Annotated in this window: 12 protein-coding genes; 1 reads left to right on the forward strand and 11 read right to left on the reverse strand. The window is 74.5% G+C overall.

Going from position 1 to position 19,327, the window contains the following annotated elements:
• Positions 1–419 precede the first annotated feature (419 nt).
• The 5 genes from ACIBQZ_RS14725 to ACIBQZ_RS14745 all read right to left on the reverse strand — a co-directional run bounded on the left by ACIBQZ_RS14725 (position 420) and on the right by ACIBQZ_RS14745 (position 9,477).
• Positions 420–3,152 carry a GNAT family N-acetyltransferase gene (locus ACIBQZ_RS14725; protein ID WP_396089103.1) on the reverse strand — a complete coding sequence of 911 codons (2,733 nt, stop codon included), beginning with the start codon at positions 3,150–3,152 and terminating at the stop codon, positions 420–422.
• Positions 3,149–4,036: a universal stress protein gene (locus ACIBQZ_RS14730; RefSeq protein WP_396089104.1), complete on the reverse strand. Its 888-nt coding sequence runs from the start codon at positions 4,034–4,036 to the stop codon at positions 3,149–3,151. Before ACIBQZ_RS14730 ends, ACIBQZ_RS14725 begins: the two co-directional genes overlap by 4 nt.
• Positions 4,037–4,180: 144 nt before the next feature.
• A complete protein-coding gene (locus ACIBQZ_RS14735) occupies positions 4,181–5,902 on the reverse strand; it encodes a GAF domain-containing protein (RefSeq protein WP_396089105.1) in 1,722 nt (573 codons plus the stop codon).
• Positions 5,903–5,964: 62 nt separating this feature from the next.
• Positions 5,965–6,834 (reverse strand): universal stress protein, encoded by an 870-nt coding sequence (locus tag ACIBQZ_RS14740; protein ID WP_396089106.1) that lies wholly within the window; start codon positions 6,832–6,834, stop codon positions 5,965–5,967.
• Between the two features lie 105 nt (positions 6,835–6,939).
• Positions 6,940–9,477, reverse strand: a complete 2,538-nt coding sequence (locus ACIBQZ_RS14745) for a cation-translocating P-type ATPase (RefSeq protein WP_396089107.1) — start codon at positions 9,475–9,477, stop codon at positions 6,940–6,942.
• A 136-nt stretch (positions 9,478–9,613) separates the two neighbouring features.
• Between ACIBQZ_RS14745 and ACIBQZ_RS14750 the strand changes: the two genes are divergently transcribed.
• Entirely contained in the window at positions 9,614–10,279 is a 666-nt protein-coding gene (locus ACIBQZ_RS14750) for a response regulator (RefSeq protein WP_396089108.1), read from the forward strand.
• Here ACIBQZ_RS14750 and pflA read toward each other — a convergent pair.
• The 6 genes from pflA to ACIBQZ_RS14780 all read right to left on the reverse strand — a co-directional run bounded on the left by pflA (position 10,273) and on the right by ACIBQZ_RS14780 (position 19,123).
• Positions 10,273–11,001 carry a pyruvate formate-lyase-activating protein gene (gene pflA / locus ACIBQZ_RS14755; RefSeq protein ID WP_396089109.1) on the reverse strand — a complete coding sequence of 243 codons (729 nt, stop codon included), beginning with the start codon at positions 10,999–11,001 and terminating at the stop codon, positions 10,273–10,275. The two genes, ACIBQZ_RS14750 and pflA, sit on opposite strands and share 7 nt — an antisense overlap.
• A gap of 17 nt (positions 11,002–11,018) precedes the next feature.
• Positions 11,019–13,259 (reverse strand): formate C-acetyltransferase, encoded by a 2,241-nt coding sequence (pflB, locus tag ACIBQZ_RS14760; RefSeq protein ID WP_396089110.1) that lies wholly within the window; start codon positions 13,257–13,259, stop codon positions 11,019–11,021.
• Between the two features lie 135 nt (positions 13,260–13,394).
• Positions 13,395–14,405 (reverse strand): zinc-dependent alcohol dehydrogenase, encoded by a 1,011-nt coding sequence (locus ACIBQZ_RS14765; protein ID WP_396089111.1) that lies wholly within the window; start codon positions 14,403–14,405, stop codon positions 13,395–13,397.
• A gap of 92 nt (positions 14,406–14,497) precedes the next feature.
• Positions 14,498–14,866, reverse strand: coding sequence for a hypothetical protein (locus tag ACIBQZ_RS14770; protein WP_396089112.1), 369 nt, complete (start codon positions 14,864–14,866; stop codon positions 14,498–14,500).
• An 11-nt stretch (positions 14,867–14,877) separates the two neighbouring features.
• Positions 14,878–17,541 carry a pyruvate, phosphate dikinase gene (gene ppdK / locus ACIBQZ_RS14775; RefSeq protein ID WP_396089113.1) on the reverse strand — a complete coding sequence of 888 codons (2,664 nt, stop codon included), beginning with the start codon at positions 17,539–17,541 and terminating at the stop codon, positions 14,878–14,880.
• A gap of 118 nt (positions 17,542–17,659) precedes the next feature.
• The gene (locus ACIBQZ_RS14780) at positions 17,660–19,123 is read right to left on the reverse strand and encodes an AAA family ATPase (protein ID WP_396089114.1); all 1,464 of its coding nucleotides are present in this window, start codon (positions 19,121–19,123) and stop codon (positions 17,660–17,662) included.
• Positions 19,124–19,327 lie beyond the last annotated feature (204 nt).

The following is a 19,327-nucleotide window of genomic DNA, read 5'->3' on the forward strand; positions in this document are numbered from 1 at the left end:
CGGCCCTGCACCGTCACGGCCCTGCACCGTCACCGGCCCTGCACCGTCACGGCCCTGCACCGTCACCGGCCCTGCACCGCCACGGCCCTGCACCGCCACCTGCCCAGCACCGCCACCGGCTCTGCACCAGCGGAGGCTCTGCACCAGCGGAGGCTCTGCACCGACCAGGCGGCGAGCCCGGCAAAGGCGGCAGCCCGGTACTGGCAGCGGCCCGGCTCCGGGAGCGGCCCCGCATCGGGAGCGGCCCGGCTCCGGCAGCGGCCCGCATCGGGAACGCTCCGGCTCCGGCGGCGGCCCGGCTCCGGCGGCGGCCCGGCTCCGGGAGCGGCCCCGCATCGGGAGTGGTCCGGCTCCGGGAGCGGCCCGGCTCCGGGGGGTGGCCCCGCATCGGGAGCGGCCCGGCTCGGCACCGCGGTGGGTCAGGGCCGGCGCGCGGGCGCCAGCCGCCGCGCCGTGGCGTCCGGCTCGCCGCCGACCGGTGCGAGCCGCAGTTTCGCGTCCACCGCGACCACGCCGTCCGGACCGGCCAGCACCGGGTTCAGGTCCAGTTCGGCGATCTCGGGCAGCTCCTCGGCCAGCCGGCCCAGCCGCAGCACCAGATCCTCCAGCGCGGCCGTGTCCACCGGCGCCGCGCCCCGATAGCCGGTGAGCAGCGGCGCGCAGTGCAGGCCGCGCCACATCCGCCCGGCGTCGAGGTCGGTCATCGGCACCAGCCGCAGCACCCGGTCGTCGAACAGCTCGGTGCGCACCCCGCCCAGGCCCAGCAGCACCACCGACCCGAACAGCGGGTCGTGGGCCAGCCCGGCCAGCAGCTCCACCGGCGCGGACACCTGCCGCTGCACGAGCACGCCCGCGCCGGGCTGCCCCGCGGCTGCCACGGCGACGAACGCGCGCGTCACCGCGGCCGCGTCGGCCAGGCCCAGCCGGACGCCGCCCGTGTCGGTCTTGTGCACCAGCTCGGGGTCGGCGGACTTCAGCACCACCGGATAGCCGGCCCGCTCGGCGGCCATGACCGCCTCGCGGGCCGTGTGGGCGACGGCGCCGGGCAGGATCCTGATCCCGTACGCGGCCAGGATCGCCGCCGTCCGCTCGTAGGGCTGCCACTGGCCGCCCTCGGCGAGCGCCGTGCGCACCAGTTCCGCGGCCCGTTCGCTGTCCACATCGGGCAGTTCCGGCCGGCGGCCCAGCGGCAACCGTCGCCAGGCCGCGTACGAGCTCGCCCGGGCCAGCGCGGCAGCGGCCCGTTCCGGCAGGTCGAAGACCGGCGCCCGGCGGGTGCCGAGGGTGGGCACGGCCCGGTCGTATCCGATCAGGACCACGGCCACCGGCAGCCCGGGATGCCCGTCGACCACCGGGCCGAGCGCCGCGAGGATCTCGCCGGGCGCGTTCGCCCGGGTGGCGATCACAACGAGCAGCAGCGCGTCGGTGTCGCCGCTGTCCGCCACGGCTGCGGCTGCGGCGGCGAAGGCCGCCGGGGAGGCGCCCGCGCCCAGGTCCACCGGGTTGTCCGTGGCGGCCGCGCCGGGCGCGGTCTCGGCGAGCAGCCCGATCGTCGCCGCGCTCAGCGGTGGCACCCGCAGGCCGGCCGCCTCCGCCGCGTCGGCCGCCAGCACGTTGAGCCCGCCGGCGTTGCCGACGATGGCGAGGCGGTCGCCGGCCGGCAACGGCTGGTCGGTCAGCACACGAGCCGCGTCGAGCAGCTCGCCGAGGGTGTCGGTGCGCACCACGCCGGCCTGGTCGAACAGGGCATCGACGGTGGCAGCCGGGGCGGCCGCCGCGGCGGTGTGCGAGGCGCCGGCGCGCTGCCCGGCCAGCGACCGCCCGCTCTTGACGGCCAGCACCGGCTTGCGACGGGACAGCGCCCGGACGGTACGGGCGAACTTGCGCGGATTGCCGAACGACTCGAGATACAGCGCCACGGCCTTGGTCGCCGGATCGTCGTGCCAGTACGCGATGAGGTCGTTGCCGCTGACGTCGGCCTTGTTGCCCAGCGACACCAGGGTCGAGATGCCGTGCCCGTACCGGTCGGCGCTGTCGAGCAGGGCGATCGCCACCGCGCCGGACTGGGCGGCGACGGCGAGCCCGCCGGGGCGCGGCGGCATCGGCGCGAAGCCGGCGTTGAGGCGCACCGTGGGGTCGGTGTTGACCAGGCCGAGGCAGTTCGGGCCGACCAGCCGGATGCCCTGGGCGCGGGCGCTGACCAGCAGGTCGTGCTGGCGTTGCCGGCCCCGCGGCCCGGCCTCGCCGAAACCCGCGCTGAGCACGACGGCGCCGTGCACCCCGACCGGCCCGGCGTCGGCCAGGACGGCGAGGACCTGGTCGGCGGGCACCGCGATGACGAGCAGGTCCACCGGCGGCGGCAGCTCGCGGACGCTGCGGTACGCCGGGACACCCTCGACGGGCGTGCCGGTGCGGTTGACCGCGTACAGCCGGCCGGTGTAGCCGTAGCCGCGCAGGGCCAGCAGGGTCTCCCGGCCGACGCTGCCGGGACGGTGCCCGGCGCCCACCACGGCCACCGCGGCGGGGGAGAGGATCGCCTGCAGGGAGGCCCGCTCCGCGACCCGGTCCCGGACGTCGATGGCGAGCTCGGCGGACTCGTCGGTCCCGGTGGTGATGCCGATGTCGACGACGCCGCCGGCGAACCGCGACCACACCTTGCTGGTGAGGTCGCGGGCCACCTTGAGCATCCGCACGTTGCCCGGCAGCACCTCGCCGATCAGCTCGGTGATGCCGTGCGCGTGCGCCCGGATCGCCAGGTGCTCCAGCAGCAGCGTGCCGATGCCGCGGCCACGGTGGTGCTCGGCGACGAAGACGGAGAACTCCGCGCGCCGGTCGAGGTCGCGCACCCGCTCGTACGAGGCGACCCCGACGGGCCGGCCGGTCAGCACCGCGACCAGGCTGACGTGCTGCTCGGTGTCGGGCCGCAGCAGCCGGTCCACCTCCGCGGTCAGGGTGGGCGTGCCGGGCACGATGAAGAACCGCAGCCGCAGGCTCTCCTCCGACGCCTCGCCGAACAGGGCGGCGAGGCCGGCGCGGTCATCGCGGCGCAGCGGCCGGATCGTGACGATCCCGCCGTCCGCGGTGAGCGCGTCGGCCTCCTCCCCGGGCCCGGCCGCGAGGGCCGGGTGGCCATCGGTCCCGAGTGGTGTCATCGCGGCCCGCCGTCGTCGGCACGGGGCCGGGCGATCAGCACGGGGCACTCGGCGTGCTGTGACAGCTGCATCCCGGTGGAGCCGAGCAGCACGCCCGCGACGGTGCCGTGACCGCGGCTGCCGACGACAACGAGCTGGGCGGTGTGGGACACCCCGGTGAGCACCGCCGCGGCGCTGTCGTGCGCCACCAGCGCCTCCACCGAGATCTGCGGGTACTTCTGCCGCCACGGCTTGAGCAGCCCCTCCAGGCGCTCGTGCTCGGCGGCGTCCTCCTCGGGCGTCCGCACCTCGGTGGCCGGCACGCCGTCGAGCCACAGCGGCACCGCCGGCAGGAACGTGCGGACCACCACGAGGCGGGCGCCGCGCTGCTCGGCCGCCTCGAAGGCGGTCGCCAGCACGTGGCCGGCGGCCGGGGAGTCGTCCACGCCGGCCACCACCGGGCCCTGCCCGGTGTCGCCGCTGCCGCGGACCACCACGACCGGGCCGGGCGCGTGGGTGGACAGCCGCTGGCTGACCGAGCCGAGCAGCAGCCCGGCGAAGCCGCCGTGGCCCCGGCTGCCCACCACGGTCAGCGCCGCGTCCTGGGCCAGCGCCAGCAGGCGGGCGGCGGGCTTGCCCATGAGCGTGTCCGTCCGGGTCCGTACGGCCGGCGCCACCGCGCGGGCCTGCTCCTCGGCCTCGAGGACGACGGTCTCGGCGACCTTGCGGGCCTCGTCCAGATAGGTGTCACCGGGGCCGAACCGGGCGGCGTACCACTGCCAGTCGAAGACGTGCACGATCCGCAGGGGCAGCGCCCGCAGTTCCGCCTCGCGGGCCGCCCACCGGACCGCGGCCTGACTCGCGGTCGAGCCGTCGGTGCCCACCAGGATCTCGTCGTCTCTCATCGTCGGTCCCCTCTCGGCGCTTTCCCTCAGGGTCGACCCGATCGATGTGCTCCCGGCAGGGCGGCACGGCCCGGCGGGACGGGCCGGACGGCCCCAGTCCCGCGGGCGCCGGCCGTCCGCGGCCCGGTGCGGTCAGCGCGCGGCTCAGCCGGTGATCGGCACCCGCCACAGCACCGTCGTGCCGCCCGCCTCGCCGGGGCCGACCTCGAAGGTGCCGCCGAGGTCATGGGCCCGCTCGCCCATGTTGACGACCCCGCTGCGGGCCCGGCTGGGGTCGATGCCGACGCCGTCGTCCTCGATGATCAGCACCACCGCGCCGTCCGCGGCACGGATCGACACCCGGGCGGTGGTCGCGTCCGCGTGCCGGGCGATGTTGGTCAGCGCCTCGCGGACCACCGCGAGGATCTCCGGCGCGATGTCGTCGGGCACCGCGCTGTCGACGGGCCCCGAGACGTCCAGCACCGGGCGGAAGCCGAGCGTCTCGGTGGCCGCGTCGATGGCGTCGCGCAGCTCGGTGCGCAGGGTGGTGCCGACCGGGGCGCGGAGCTCGAAGATGGACCGGCGGATGTCCCGGATGGTGGCGTCCAGGTCGTCGACGGCGGCGTTGATGCGCTTGGCGATGTCCGGGCGGTTGGTCTGCGGCGCGACGGCCTGCAGCTGCATGCCGGTGGCGAAAAGCCGCTGGATGACCACGTCGTGCAGGTCCCGGGCGATCCGCTCGCGGTCCTCCAGCACCACCAGCAGCTCGCGCTCGTCCTGCGCGCGGGCCCGTTCCAGGGCGAGCGCGGCCTGACCGGCGAAGCTGGACAGCAGGGCGGCGTCGTCGGCCGGGCGCGCGGCGCGGCCCGCCTGGTGCGCGACGATGAGCACGCCGTGCAGCGTGCCGGCGGCGGTCAGCGGCGCGGACATGGCCGGCCCGTCCGGCACGCTCCCGGGCCACTCGGCGGCCGTCCGCAGGTTGTCCACCAGCCGGAACGTCTCCTGCCCGAAGACCTTGACGGTGTCGTAGTCCACCGGCAGGGTCCGGCCGGCCAGCTCCTTCGCGGCCGCGTCGCTGCCGTCCGCGACCTCGATGGTGTAGCGGTGGTTGTCCTCGTCGTAGAGCAGCACGAGCACCAGGTCGGCCTCGGAGACCTCCCGGGCGCGGCGGGCGATCAGTTGCAGCGCCTCGGTGCGGCGCACGGTGCCGACCAGCACGTTCGTGATCTCCGCGGTGGCGGAGAGCCAGCGTTCCCGGCGCTGGGCGAGCGCGAAGAGCCGGGCGTTGTCGATGGCGACGCCGGCCGCGGCGGCCAGCGCGCCCACGATCTCCTCGTCGTCGTCGCTGAACTCGTCGGCGCCCTGCTTCTCGGCCAGGTACAGGTTGCCGAAGATCTGGTCGCGGGTGCGCACCGGCAGGCCGAGGAAGCTGTGCATCGGCGGATGGTTCTGCGGGAAGCCGTAGGAGCGCGGGTGCCGCGTGATGTCGGGCATCCGGACCGGCTGCGGGTCGGTGATCAGCAGCCCGAGCACGCCCCGGCCGCGGGGCAGGTCGCCGATCCGGCCGTGCGTCTCCGGGTCGATGCCGTGGGTGATGAAGTCGGACAGCAGCTGGTCGTCGCCGAGCACGCCGAGGGCGCCGTATCGCGCGCCGACGAGCGCGCAGGCCGCCTCCACGATGCGCTGCAGGGTGCTGCGCAGGTCGAGGTCGGTGCTGATGCCGACCACGGCGTCGAGCAGCGCGCGCAGCCGTTCCCGGCTGGTCACGACGTCGCCGACGCGGTCGAGCATCTCCTGCAGGAGCTCGTCGAGCCGGACCCGGCTGAGCGGGCCCAGCCCGAGCGAGGGCGGATCGAGATGCCCCTCCGTAGTGCGGTCGTCTGCCATGTGCTGATGCTATCTATGCGGCTGGGCTGCGGAAGAACCGGCGGCGGTTCTTGGCCCGGTCGTCATGCGGTGGGCATCTCGCGGACGACGGCCACGGTGCACGCGGAGTGGTGCAGCAGGTGCTGGCTCACCGAGCCGAGCAGCATGCCGCGGATGGCGCCGCGGCCCCGGGTGCCCACCACCAGCAGCTGGGCGGTCGTGCTGGCCAGGGCGAGCGCGTTGGCCGGGTGGTCGACGACGGCCTCGGCGGTGATCTCCAGCTGCGGGTGCTTGTCGCGCCAGCCGGCGACCAGCTCGTCCAGCGGCCGGCGCTCGTCCGCGGTGACGGTGCGGGTGACCAGTGGGCTCTCCTCCCAGATGCCGGTGACCGGCGGCCAGGTGCGGATGACCCGCAGCGGCACACCGCGCGCGGCGGCCTGCCCGACGGCGAAGTCGAGCGCGAGGTGCGCGGACGGCGAGTCGTCCACGCCGACCACGACCGGCTGGGTCGGCGCGGCACCGCCGCGGACCACGATCACCGGGCAGTGCGCGTGCGCGCTGACGGCGACGCTGACCGACCCGAGCAGGCCGGCGACGGCGCTGTGCCCGCGGCTGCCCACCACGATCAGGCCGGCGTCGGCGGAGCGCTCGATCAGCGTGAGCGCCGTGCTGGCGTTCACGATGGAGATCTCGGTGCGGACGCCGGGGTGGGTCCGCTCGGCCGCGGTGACGGCCTCCTGCAGGCCGCCCTTGATGGCCCGGTCGGTCTCGCCGTCCGGCCACACCGCGGGGGCGGGGACGGTGGAGGTCGCCGGCGCCCACTCCGGCCATTCGTAGGCGTAGAAGAACTCGACCAGCGCGCCGGTGCGGGCGGCCTCGTCGAGCGCCCAGCGGGCGGCGGCGCGCGCGTCGGCCGACCGGTCGTACCCGACGATGATTCTCTTGGCGGTCATGGCGGTACTCCCTCTCTGTGCCTCTGCACCCATCGTCGGGTCTGTCGGTGCGGGCAGGCAGGGCCGGAAGTCCCAGGCCGCCGTGCCGGCCGGCGCCGCCCGGGCCTACCGGGTCCAGCGCCGGCTGACCCGCAGCGCGACCCCGGGGATCAGCGCGACGGCGCCGCAGGCCACCAGCTCCGGCAGGGTCAGCGACTCGGTGCCCAGCAGGGTCTGCAGCGGCCCGAGCAGCACGCCGGCGATCTGCAGCACCCCGGAGAGCGCCACCGCGGCCAGCAGTGACCAGTTGCGCGGGGTGCCGGGCTCGGGGACGGCCCGGACGGCCAGCGCCACGCCCAGCTGGGCCAGCCCGAGCACCACGAACATCACCGACTGCCACGGCCGGTCGAGCTGGTGCGCCACCATCCCGGCGCCCAGCACGACGACCGCGACGCACAGGCCACCGATGATCACGCTGCGGAGCAGCCCGTCGCCGAGCACCGACTCCTGCGGTGACCGGGGACGGCGGCGCAGCACCCCCGCCTCGGCCGGTTCCGCGCCCATCGCCACGCCCGGGATGCCGTGGGTCAGCAGGTTGACCCAGAGCAGCTGGCCGGGCAGCAGCGGCAGCGGCATGCCCAGGAACGGGCCGGCCAGCATCACCAGCAGCTCGGCGATGCCGCCGGAGAGCGCGTACCGCAGGAACCGGCGGATGTTGTCGTAGATCCGGCGGCCCTCGCCGATCGCCGTCGAGACGGTGGCCAGGTTGTCGTCGACCAGCACGAGCTCGGCCGCCTGCCGGGCCACCTCGGTGCCGCCGCCCATCGCCACCCCGATGTCGGCACGCCGCAGCGCGGGCGCGTCGTTGACCCCGTCGCCGGTCATCGCGACGACCTCACCGCGGCGCTGCAGCTCGGCGATGATGTCGAGCTTCTGCTCCGGCTGGATCCGGGCGAACACCCGGGCGTGGTCGATGTCGTCCGGCGTCAGCGGGCCCGCGTCGCCGCGGGCGACCCGGTCGCCGGGCGCGAGGATGCCGAGCTGGGTGCCGATCGCGGCGGCGGTCGCCGGGTGGTCACCGGTGATCAGGACCAGCCGTACGCCGGCCGCCTCGAACGCCGCGGCGGTGTCGCGCGCGGTGTCGCGCAGCGGGTCACCGATACCCACCAGGCCGAGCAGGCGCAGGGCCGGCGGCGCCGCCGGATCGGGCCGGGCCGGCGCGGTGGCGGCGCTGATCGCCAGGACCCGCAGGCCGTCCGCGGCCAGTTCCGCGGCCGCGTCGAGCAGGATCGTGTCCGTGCCCGCCGCCAGCAGGCTCTCCGGCGCGCCCTTGCTCACCACCAGGAAGTCGCCGGCGGACTGCCGGTGCACGGTGGTCATCCGCCGGCTGGCCTGGTCGAACGGGTGCTCGGCGACGCGCGGCGTGCCGGCCCGCTCGGGGCCGGTGGCGAGCCCGCAGCGGGCGGCGAACGCGACCAGGGCCGCCTCCATCGGGTCGCCCGCGGCCGCCCACTCCGCGTGGTCGTCGGACGGCGGGATCAGGTCGGCGTCGTTGCAGAGCAGCCCCGCCCGGGCCAGCAGCCGGAGGTCCGCCGGCGCCACCGCCGGGTCGCCGTCGCGCCGGAGCTCGCCGTCGGGGGAGTAGCCGGTGCCGGAGACGGCGTAGTGGGTCCCGTCCGCGGTGATGGCCCGCTGCACCGACATCCGGTTCTGGGTCAGGGTGCCGGTCTTGTCCGAGGCGATCACCGTCACCGACCCGAGCGTCTCGACCGCGTGCAGCCGGCGCGGGATGGCCCGGGTGTGTGCCATCCGCCGGGCGCCCAGCGCCAGGGCCAGCGTCACCACGGCCGGCAGGGACTCCGGCACGGCCGCGACCACCAGGCTGACCGCCGTGATCGCCATCCGGGCGATCGGCTCGCCGGCCAGCACGCCGAGGGCGAAGACGACGCCGGAGACGGCCACCGCGGTGCCGCCCAGCACCCGGCCCAGGGCGGCGATCCGGCGCTGCAGCGGGGTCGGGCCCGGCTTGGTGCGGGCCACCAGCGCCGAGATGCGGCCCAGCGAGCTCGCCGCCCCGGTGCGCAGGACCAGGCCGGCCGCCCGCCCGGTGGTCAGCACCGTGCCGGCGCCGGCCTCCTCGCCGGCGTCCCGGTGCACCGGGACCGACTCGCCGGTCAGCGCGGACTCGTCGAAGCCGGCCCGCTGCCCGTCGACCAGGTCCAGGTCGGCGGGCACGACGTCGCCCGCCTCCAGCCGGACCAGGTCGCCCCGGACCAGCTGCGCGGCGGGAACGATCTGGTCGGCACCGTCGCGGACCACCCGGGCCGTCGGCGCGGCGAGCTGGTCGAGCGCGGCGATAGCCTGGTCCGCGCGGATCTCCTGGATCACCCCGATCAGCGTGTTCACGACGACGACCAGCACGATCACGGCGGTGTCGGGCAGGTCGTCCAGCAGGGCGGTGACGACCGCGGCGACCAGCAGCAGCGCGATCAGCGGATCGGCCAGCTGCCGGCCGACCCGGGCCACCAGCCGGCGGGGTGCGGGCGCGGCCACCGTGTTGGGGCCGTCGGCAGCCAGTCGAACGGCGGCCTCCGCGCTGGTCAGGCCGCGGCTGGCGGTGGCCGTGCTGGTGTCCACGATCGGCTCCTCGGGGCTGTCGGGCATCGCGCCTCCAGGCTTCGCTGATCAGGCCCGGGTCGGCAGGGCCATTCGACCCTGTTCGCCGGTCTTGTTCGCCGTTGACCGGGTCAACACCCGCCTGAACTTGGCACAGGGCTGAGGGATGAGTATGAAGAGAGGCATGATTCGTGTCTTCCTCCTCGACGACCACGAGGTCGTCCGCCGCGGCCTCGTCGACCTGCTCCAGGCCGCCGGCGACATCGAGGTGGTGGGCGAGTCCGGCTCCGCGCAGGAGGCGACCCGGCGCATCCCGGCGCTGCGGCCGCACGTGGCGGTCCTCGACGCCCGGCTGCCCGACGGCAGCGGCATCGACGTGTGCCGCGACGTGCGCGCCGTCGACTCGTCGATCCAGGGCCTGATCCTGACCTCGTACGAGGACGACGAGGCGCTGTTCGCCGCGATCATGGCAGGCGCCGCCGGTTACGTGCTGAAGCAGATCCGCGGCACCGACCTGGTCGACGGCATCCGCCGGGTGGCGGCCGGGCAGTCGCTGCTCGACCCGGCGGTGACCCAGCGGGTGCTGGAACGCATCCGGCACGGCGTCGAGCAGCCCCGCGAGCTGGCCTCCCTGACCGACCAGGAGCGCAAGATCCTGGAGTACGTGGCGGAGGGCCTGACCAACCGGGAGATCGCGGGCCGGATGTTCCTGGCCGAGAAGACCGTCAAGAACTACGTCTCCAGCCTGCTCGCCAAGCTCGGCCTGGAACGGCGCACCCAGGCCGCGGTGCTGGCCACCAAGCTGCTCGGCGAGCACCCGCACGGCACGGCACCGCGACCCGGTCAGTAGACGCTCAGCCCGCGCTCGCGGAACTGGCCCCGCACCCGCTCGATCAGCTCCGCGCCGGGCGGCTCGGTGCGGGCGAGCGGGAAGTCGATGCCCAGGGCCGCGTACTTGGTCGCGCCGAGGCGGTGGAACGGCAGCACCTCGACCCGTTCGACGGTCGGGATCGCGGCCACCAGGTCGGCGACCGCGGCGACGTTCACCGGGTCGTCGGTGAGCCCGGGCACGAGCACGAAGCGGATCCAGATCGGGATGCCGCGCCCGGCCAGCCGGTGGGCGAAGCGGATGGTCGGCTCCAGCTCGCCGGTCTTGGTCACCCGGTGATAGGTCTCCGGGTCGCCCGACTTGATGTCGAGCAGCACCAGGTCGACCTGGTCGAGCAGGGCGTCGTCGGCCCGGTCGCCGTAGAAGCCGCTGGTGTCCAGGGCGGTGTGCAGGCCCATCTCCTTGCAGCGGGTCAGCACCTCGCGGACGAAGGCCGGCTGCTGCAGGGGCTCACCGCCGCTGATTGTCACCCCGCCGCCGGCGACCTTGATGAACCGCTCGTAGCGGCGGATCTGCGTGACGAGCTCGTCCACCCCGGTCTGCTCGCCGTTGCGCTGGAACCAGGTGTCCGGGCTGTGGCAGTACTGGCAGCGCAGCGGGCAGCCCGCGAGGAACGCGACGAAGCGGGTCCCGGGCCCGTCCACTCCGGTCGAGACATCGAAGGAGTGGACGGACCCCGTCACCGCGGCGGCCATGGTGGTCACAGCGAACCGTGGAAGGTCCGCGAGATCACGTCGTGCTGCTGCTCGCGGGTCAGCCGGACGAAGTTCACCGCGTAGCCGGACACCCGGATGGTGAGCTGCGGGTAGTTCTCTGGGTGCGCCATGGCGTCCTCAAGCGTGGCCCGGTCCAGCACGTTGACGTTGAGGTGGAAGCCGCCGGCGTCGGTGTAGCCGTCGAGCACCCCGGCGAGGTTGGCGATCCGCTCCTCGCGGCTGTGCCCGAGGCCGTCCGGGGTCACGGTGGTGGTCAGCGAGATGCCGTCGCGGGCGCTGCGGTACGGCAGCTTGGCGATCGACAGCGCCGCGGCGACCAGCCCGTGCTTGTCGCGGCCGTTCATCGGGTTGGCGCCCGGCGCGAACGGCTCGCCCGCCCGGCGGCCGTCCGGGGTGTTGCCGGTGTGCTTGCCGTAGACCACGTTCGACGTGATGGTCAGCACCGACAGGCTGGGCTCGGCGTTGCGGTAGGCCGGCTGGCGGCGGATCTTCTCCATGAACCGCTCCACCAGCTCGACGGCGATCGCGTCGGCCCGGTCGTCGTTGTTGCCGAAGGTCGGGAACTCGCCGTCCACGGCGTAGTCGACGGCCAGCCCGGTCTCGTCGCGCAGCGCCTTGACCTGGGCGTACTTGATCGCCGACAGGCTGTCGACGGCCACCGAGAGCCCGGCGATGCCGGTCGCCAGGAAGCGGTGCACCGGCTGGTCGTGCAGGGCCATCTCGAGCCGCTCGTAGGCGTACTTGTCGTGCATGTAGTGGATGACGTTGAGCGCGTCCACGTACGTCTCGGCGAGCCAGTCCAGGGTGCGGTCGAACGCCGCCTCCACCTCGGGGTAGCTCAGCACGTCGTCGGTGACCGCCGGCATCGGCGGGGTGACCTGCTCGCCGGTGATCTCGTCGCGGCCGCCGTTGATCGCGTACAGCAGGGTCTTGGCCAGGTTGGCGCGGGCACCGAAGAACTGCATGTCCTTGCCCACCCGCATGGCCGAGACGCAGCAGGCGATCGCGGTGTCGTCGCTGTAGGCGGGCCGGATCAGCTCGTCGTTCTCGTACTGGATCGCGCTGGTGTCCATGGACACCTGGGCGCAGAACTTCTTGAAGCCCTCGGGCAGCGCCGGCGACCACAGCACGGTCAGGTTCGGCTCCGGCGCCGGGCCCAGGTTGTAGAGCGTCTGCAGGTAGCGGAAGCTGCTGCGGGTCACCAGCGGGCGGCCGTCCGAGCCGATGCCGCCGAGCGCCTCGGTCACCCAGGTCGGGTCGCCGGAGAACAGCTGGTCGTACTCGGGGGTGCGGAGGAAGCGGATGATCCGCAGCTTGATCACGAAGTCGTCGACCAGCTCCTGCGCGTCCGTCTCGGTCAGCGTGCCCTCGGCGAGGTCGCGCTGCAGGTAGGCGTCGACGAAGGTGGCGGTGCGCCCGAGTGACATCGCGGCGCCGTTCTGCTCCTTGGTGGCGCCCAGGTAGGCGAAGTAGAGCCACTGGATCGCCTCGCGGCCGGTGGTCGCCGGGCCGGAGATGTCGGAGCCGTACGAGGCGGCCATCTCCTTCAGCTCGCCGAGGGCGCGGATCTGCTCCGCCAGTTCCTCGCGGGCCCGGATGACGTCCTCGGCCGACAGCTGGGCGTCGAGCTCGGCCTTGCGCTCGCGGCGCTCGGCGATGAGGCGGTCCACGCCGTAGAGCGCGACCCGGCGGTAGTCGCCGATGATCCGGCCGCGGCCGTACGCGTCGGGCAGCCCGGTGATGATGTGCGAGCGCCGCGCGGCCAGCACGTCGGCGGGGTAGGCGTCGAAGACCCCGTCGTTGTGGGTCTTGCGGTAGCGGGAGAAGATCGCGTGCACCGCCGGGTCGAGCTCGTACCCGTACGCCTTGAGCCCGGCCTCGACCATCCGCAGGCCGCCGGCGGGCATGATGGCCCGGCGCAGCGGGGCGCTTGTCTGCAGCCCGACGATCAGCTCGTGGGAACGGTCGATGTAGCCGGGTACGTGCGCGGTGATGGTCGACGGGGTGTGCGTGTCGACGTCGTAGATGCCGCGCCGGCGCTCCTCGACGAACATCCGCTGCAGCTCACGCCAGATCCGCTCCGTCCGGGGAGTGGGTCCGCTCAGGAACGCTGCGTCGCCGGTGTATGGCGTGACGTTGTCGTGGATGAAGCCGGCGACGTCGATCGTCTGCTGCCAGGTCTCACCCTTGAACTCGCGCCAGGCATCTTTGCGTTCCTGCACCATTTCTCCTCCTCGTTTCTGCCTCCAGCCTCGCTGGTCGGCAGGCATCTTGATCAGGGCCGAAGGTCCCGGGAAGCAGAGCCTCCCGGGACCTTCGGGTGCGGGCGCGACGGTGTCGTCGACCCTGGGTGGAACGGCTCAGGGCAGCAGCACCAGGCGGGCGGGGACCCGGCTGGCGAGCACGTCCTCGATCGAGGCGTTGATGGCGTCGAGCCGGCGGGCCTCGTAGAGCACCTGGGTGCGCCCGGCGGCGTGCAGCCGGAACACCTCGGCCAGGTCGGCGCGGGTGCCGACGATCGAGCCGATCACCCGGATGCCCTTCAGCACGGTCTGGAAGATCGGCAGCGACATCGCGTTGTCCTTGGGCAGCGACACCAGGATCAGCCGGCCGCCCCGGCGCAGCGCGGCGTGCGCCTGCTCGATGACCCGCGGGTCGGCGGCCAGCACCACGGCCACGTCCGCCCCGCCCAGCGCCTCGATGGCGGCCACCGGGTCGGTGGTGGCGGCGTTGACCACGTGCGCCGCGCCGAGCCGCTTGGCGAGCGCCAGCTTCTCCTCGGTCACGTCCACCGCGATGGTCTCGCCGCCGAAGATCTGCGCGTACTGCAACGCCAGGTGCCCGAGCCCGCCGATCCCGAAGATCGCCACCCGGTCCCCGGGCGTCACCCCGCCGACCTTGACCGCCTTGTACGTGGTCACCCCGGCGCAGGTCAGCGGCGCGGCCTCGGCCGGGTCGATGCCGTCGGGCACCGCCACGACGTAGGCGGCGTCGGCCACGAGGAACTCGGCGTGCCCGCCGTCGACACCGTAGCCGGTGTTGACCTGTGCCTCGCACAGCGTCTCCCAGCCGGTGACGCAGTACTCGCAGGTCCCGCAGGCGTGGCCGAGCCAGGGGATGGCCACCCGGTCACCGGCGGCGTGCCCGGTGACGCCCGCGCCGAGCCGTTCGACGATGCCGACGCCCTCGTGGCCCGGGATGAACGGCGGCGTCGGCTTGACCGGCCAGTCGCCACGGGCAGCGTGGATGTCGGTGTGACAGAGCCCGCTGGCCTCGATCCGGACCAGCACCTGGCCGGCCGCGGGTTCGGGCGTGGGCACCTCCTTGACCTCGAGGGGCCGGTCGAAGCCGGTGACAACCGCTGCGCGCATGACGTCCTCCTCAGTTGATCTCCAACTCGAGTCTGCGCACCGGTGCCCGCCGGTGACAGGGCCGATGGACCCTGCCCCGGCGGGACCTCCCGTCAGTGCCGCGGCACCAGGCGGTGGGCCCGGAGCACCCGGGCCCACCAGGGGCGCGGCGTGCCGGAGCGCAGCGGCGGCAGCCCGGCGCGTTTGACGCTGACCCAGCCGCCCGGGCCCATGGTAACCGCGCCGATCTCCGGGCGTTGCCGGTTGGCGGTGGCCACCACGGCGACCGCGGCGGCGGCCAGGCCGGCCACGGCGAGGGCGACGCCGGCCAGCTGGGTCACGTCCACGACCGGCCGGTACACCGCGGTGCCGGGCCCGACGAGCCAGGCGCCGACCGGCCGTTCGCCCTCGGTCACGGGCAGGACGGTGACGGTGCCGGTGGCGGGCGCCACGGCGGCCCGGCCGTCGATCGTGCTGGTCATCGGGGGTCTCCCTATCTGCTGTCGGAGGAGTCCGCGGTGCACGCGGCGCGACCGGCCTCCAGCCGGGCGACCGGGACGCGGAACGGGGAGCAGGACACGTAGTCGAGCCCGGCCCGGTGGAAGAACCGGACGGAGGCGGGATCGCCGCCGTGCTCGCCGCAGACCCCGACCGTCAGGTCCGGCCGGGCCGCCCGGCCGCGCTCGACGGCGATCCGGACCAGCTCGCCGACCCCGCCGGCGTCGATCGTCTCGAACGGCGACACGGCGAAGATGCCGAGCGACAGGTACCGGCCGAAGAACGCGCCCTCCACGTCGTCGCGGGAGAAGCCCCACGTCATCTGGGTGAGGTCGTTGGTGCCGAAGGAGAAGAACTCCGCGGCGTGCGCGATCTCACCGGCGGTCAGCGCCGCCCGGGGCACCTCGATCATCGTGCCGATCCGGATCCGCGGGATGCCCTCGACGGCCTGCAGCACGGCTTCGGCTTCGGTCCGTACCGTCTCCAGCTCCTGCACCGCGCCGACCAGCGGCACCATGATCTCGGGCCGCGGGTCGCCGCCGGCGGCCACGCGCTGCGCCGCCGCCTCGGCGATGGCCCGCACCTGCATCGCGAACAGCCCCGGGATGACCAGGCCCAGCCGGACCCCGCGGAGCCCGAGCATCGGGTTGGACTCGTGCATCCGGCGGACCGCCGTCAGCAGCACGCCGTCGTGGCCCGGGTCCTGGCCCAGCGCCTCGGCGCGGGCGACGCGGGCGGTCAGGTCCTCCAGCGCCGGCAGGAACTCGTGCAGCGGCGGGTCGATGAGCCGGACCGTGACCGGCTGGCCGTCCATCGCCTCGAACAGCTCGACGAAGTCGGCGCGCTGCAACGGCAGCAGGGCGGCCAGCGCCGCGTCCCGCTCGGTGTCGTCGTCGGCCAGGATCAGCCGTTCCACCAGCTCCCGGCGCTCGCCCAGGAACATGTGCTCGGTGCGGCACAGGCCGACGCCGGTGGCGCCGAACCGGCGGGCCCGGGCGGCGTCCGGCCCGGTGTCGGCGTTCGCGTGCACGCCGAGGCGCCGGGTGTGGTCGGCGTGTGTCATCAGCCGTTGCACCGCCGCCAGCAGCGGGTCGTTCGCGGGCGAGAGCTCACCCTCGAAGTACCGGACCACGGGGGAGGGGTGCACCGGCACAGCCCCGGGATACACCCGGCCGGTGGTGCCGTCCAGCGACAGCACGTCGCCGGCGTGCAGCACCGTGCCGTTCACCGTGACCGTCTCGGCCGCGAGGTCGATGCGCAGCTCCTCGGCGCCGCAGACACAGGTCTTGCCCATGCCGCGGGCCACCACGGCCGCGTGCGACGTCTTGCCGCCCCGGCTGGTCAGGATGCCCTGGGCGGCGATCATGCCGGGCAGGTCGTCGGGGTTGGTCTCCGGCCGGACCAGCACCACCGGGCGGTCCGCCGCCGCGGCGTGCGCGGAGTCGAAGACGATCTCGCCGACCGCCGCGCCGGGCGAGGCCGGCACGCCGGTGGTCAGCGGCGGCGGCGCGGCCGAGATGTCGAAGCTGGGGAACATCAGCTGGGCCAGCTGCTCGCCGGTGACCCGCTGCAGCGCCTCGTCCAGGGTGATGGTGCCCTCGTCGACCAGCTGCGCGGCGATGACGAACGCGGCGGCCGCGGTGCGCTTGCCCACCCGGGTCTGCAGCATCCACAGCTTGCCCCGCTCGATGGTGAACTCGATGTCGCACAGGTCGCGGTAGCGCTGCTCCAGCCGTTCCATGACGGACAGCAGCTGCCGGTAGCTCTGCTGGTCGAGCTCCGCCAGCTCCTGCAGGCCGACGGTGTTGCGGATGCCGGCGACCACGTCCTCGCCCTGGGCGTTCTGCAGGTAGTCGCCGTAGGCGCCGCGCCGGCCGGTGGCCGGGTCACGGGTGAAGGCGACGCCGGTGCCGGAGTCCGGCCCCCGGTTGCCGAACACCATCGCCATCACGTTGACGGCGGTGCCCAGGTCCTGCGGGATGCGTTCCTGCCGGCGGTAGAGCACGGCGCGTTCGGCGTTCCACGACTGGAAGACCGAGGTGATGGCGAGGAACAGCTGCTCGTGCGGCGCCTGCGGGAAGTCCCGGCCGGTGTGGTGCTGGAAGACCTTCTTGTACGCCTGCACCAGGTCGCGCAGCTGCGCCACCGGGAGCTCGGCATCGGACGCGACGCCGGCACCGGCCCGCGCCGCCGCCAGCTCGGACTCGAAGTCCTCGCCGGGCACGCCGAACACGGTCTTGCCGAACATCTGGATGAGCCGCCGGTAGGAGTCCCAGGCGAACCGCTCGTCGCCGCTCTGCTCCGCCAGCCCCTGCACGCTGGCATCGGTCAGGCCGATGTCCAGGATCGTCTCCATCATGCCGGGCATCGAGAACTTGCCGCCCGAACGCACCGACAGCAGCAGCGGGTCCCGCGGGGCGCCGAGGGTCTTCTCCATCCGCGCCTCCACCAGCCGCAGGTGCTCCTGCACCTCGGCGAAGAGCCCGGCCGGCACGGATCCGGTCCGCAGGTAGGCACGGCAGGCCTCGGTGGTGATCGTGAAGCCGGGCGGCACCGGTAGCCCCATCCGGGTCATCTCCGCGAGATTGGCGCCCTTGCCGCCGAGCAGATCCTTGAGGTCCTTGTTGCCCTCTGCGAAGTCGTACACATACCTGGCCATCCGGCTCACCCTCACTCGCTCGGTGCGTTCGTCGTCTCCTACTGGTGGTACCGCCCGGCGTGGCCCGGCCAACAGGGCCGGACGTCCCGCGCGCCCGAGCCGGTCTTCCGCGGCGTGCTCACGCCGGCGCCGGCGCGCCGGTGATGACCGCCAGCGCCCGGTCCGCGGCCCGCCCGGGGGGCAGCTCGGTGTTGATCGGCTGCGCCCGCGGCCACGGATCCGCCTCGGCGGCCAGCGCGGCGGCGACGGCCGCGTCCGCGTCCGAGGCGTCCCCGGTACGGGCGGCGACCCGCCGGGCGATCGTCGCGGCCGTCGCGGCGCACCGCAGCTCGGTCACGGCGCTGTGCGTCTCGACGCCCAGCGCCCGTGCCGTGTCGCGGTGCCCGGCCCGGGTCCACGACGCGTCCAGCACCACGGTCTCGCCGCGTTCGAGCAGCCGGCGAGCGCGGCCGGTCAGCTCCGCGTAGGTGCGCTCGGTCCACGCCGGCGTGTAGATGCCCTGCCGGTAGGCGCCGGCCGCGTTCGTGGCGGGAGCCAGGCCGGCGAGCTCCTTACGGACGTGGTCGCTGCTGAGCACCACCGCGCCGAGCCGGTCGGCGAGCCGGCCGGCCAGCGTGGTCTTGCCGGTGCCGGGCGGGCCGCCGACCACGATCAGGCGTACCGTGCCGGCGCGCAGGTGCCGCAGGGTGAGGTCGGTGTGGGCGGCCACCTCGGGTGCGGCGGCCGGGTCGCCCTGGGCATGGCGCAGGCAGCCGACCTTGGCCCGGACGAAGGCCCGGTAGGCGAGGTAGTGCTCGCGCAGCGCGGCCGGCGCGGGGTCGCCGCTGAACTCGGCGTAGGCGTCGAGGAAGGACCGGGACAGCTCGGCGGCGCCGAGGTGTTCGAGGTCCATGGCCAGGAAGGCGGCGTCGTCGAGCACGTCGAGGTGGCGCAGCCGGTCGGCGAACTCCAGGCAGTCGATCACCCGGGGCCCGTCGTCCAGGCAGAAGATGTCGTCGGCGATGAGGTCGGCGTGACCGTCCACGATGTGCCCGCCGGCCACCCGGCCGGCGAACAGCGGCTCGCGTCCGGCCAGGAACTCGTGGGTGCGGTCCTCGACCTCCGCGGCGGCGCCGGCGTCCAGCACGCCACCGTGGAACGGCCGCAGCTGGGCGAACGTCTCGTCCCACCGGCCGAGCAGGGCCGCCCGGGTGCCGTGTGCGGAGATCGCCGGGCCGCGCGCGGCGGTGGCGTGGAACGCCGCCAGCAGGCGGGCGAGGCGGCGCAGGTCGTCGGCGACCGGGGCGCCCGCCCGGACCAGGGTCGACAGCTTGCGCTCGGCCGGCAGCCGGCGCATCACCACGAGGTGGTCACACACGGTGCCGTCCGGGCCGTGGATGTCGGCGACCCCGAGATAGACGTCGGGCGCCAGGCGGCGGTTCAGCTCGACCTCGCGGTGACAGACCCGCTCCCGGTCGGCGCGGCTGCGGAAGTCCAGGAAGCCGAGATCCACCGGCTTCTTCAGCTTGTAGACCCGGTCACCGAGGAAGAAGAGCACAGCGGTGTGCGTCTCCAGCACCGCCGGCTGCCCGGACGGCCCCATGGCGTCACCTCACTGGTCGGGCTCGGCGGTGAAAGCCGCCCGGCCGGGTTGACCGCCGTTTGCCCCGGCCGGACGGCTGCTCTGGGGGGTGAGTAGGGGAGATGTCCCGCTGCATCGAGCGTGCTCCACCGGCGGCGCGTACGCCCGGGTCGCAGCACCCGTTCTCCGGGGACTTTGGACCCTGCCACGGCATGCCGGCGGGGC

The organism is Actinoplanes sp. NPDC049599 (assembly GCF_044465625.1).
Taxonomy (GTDB): Bacteria; Actinomycetota; Actinomycetes; order Mycobacteriales; family Micromonosporaceae; genus Actinoplanes.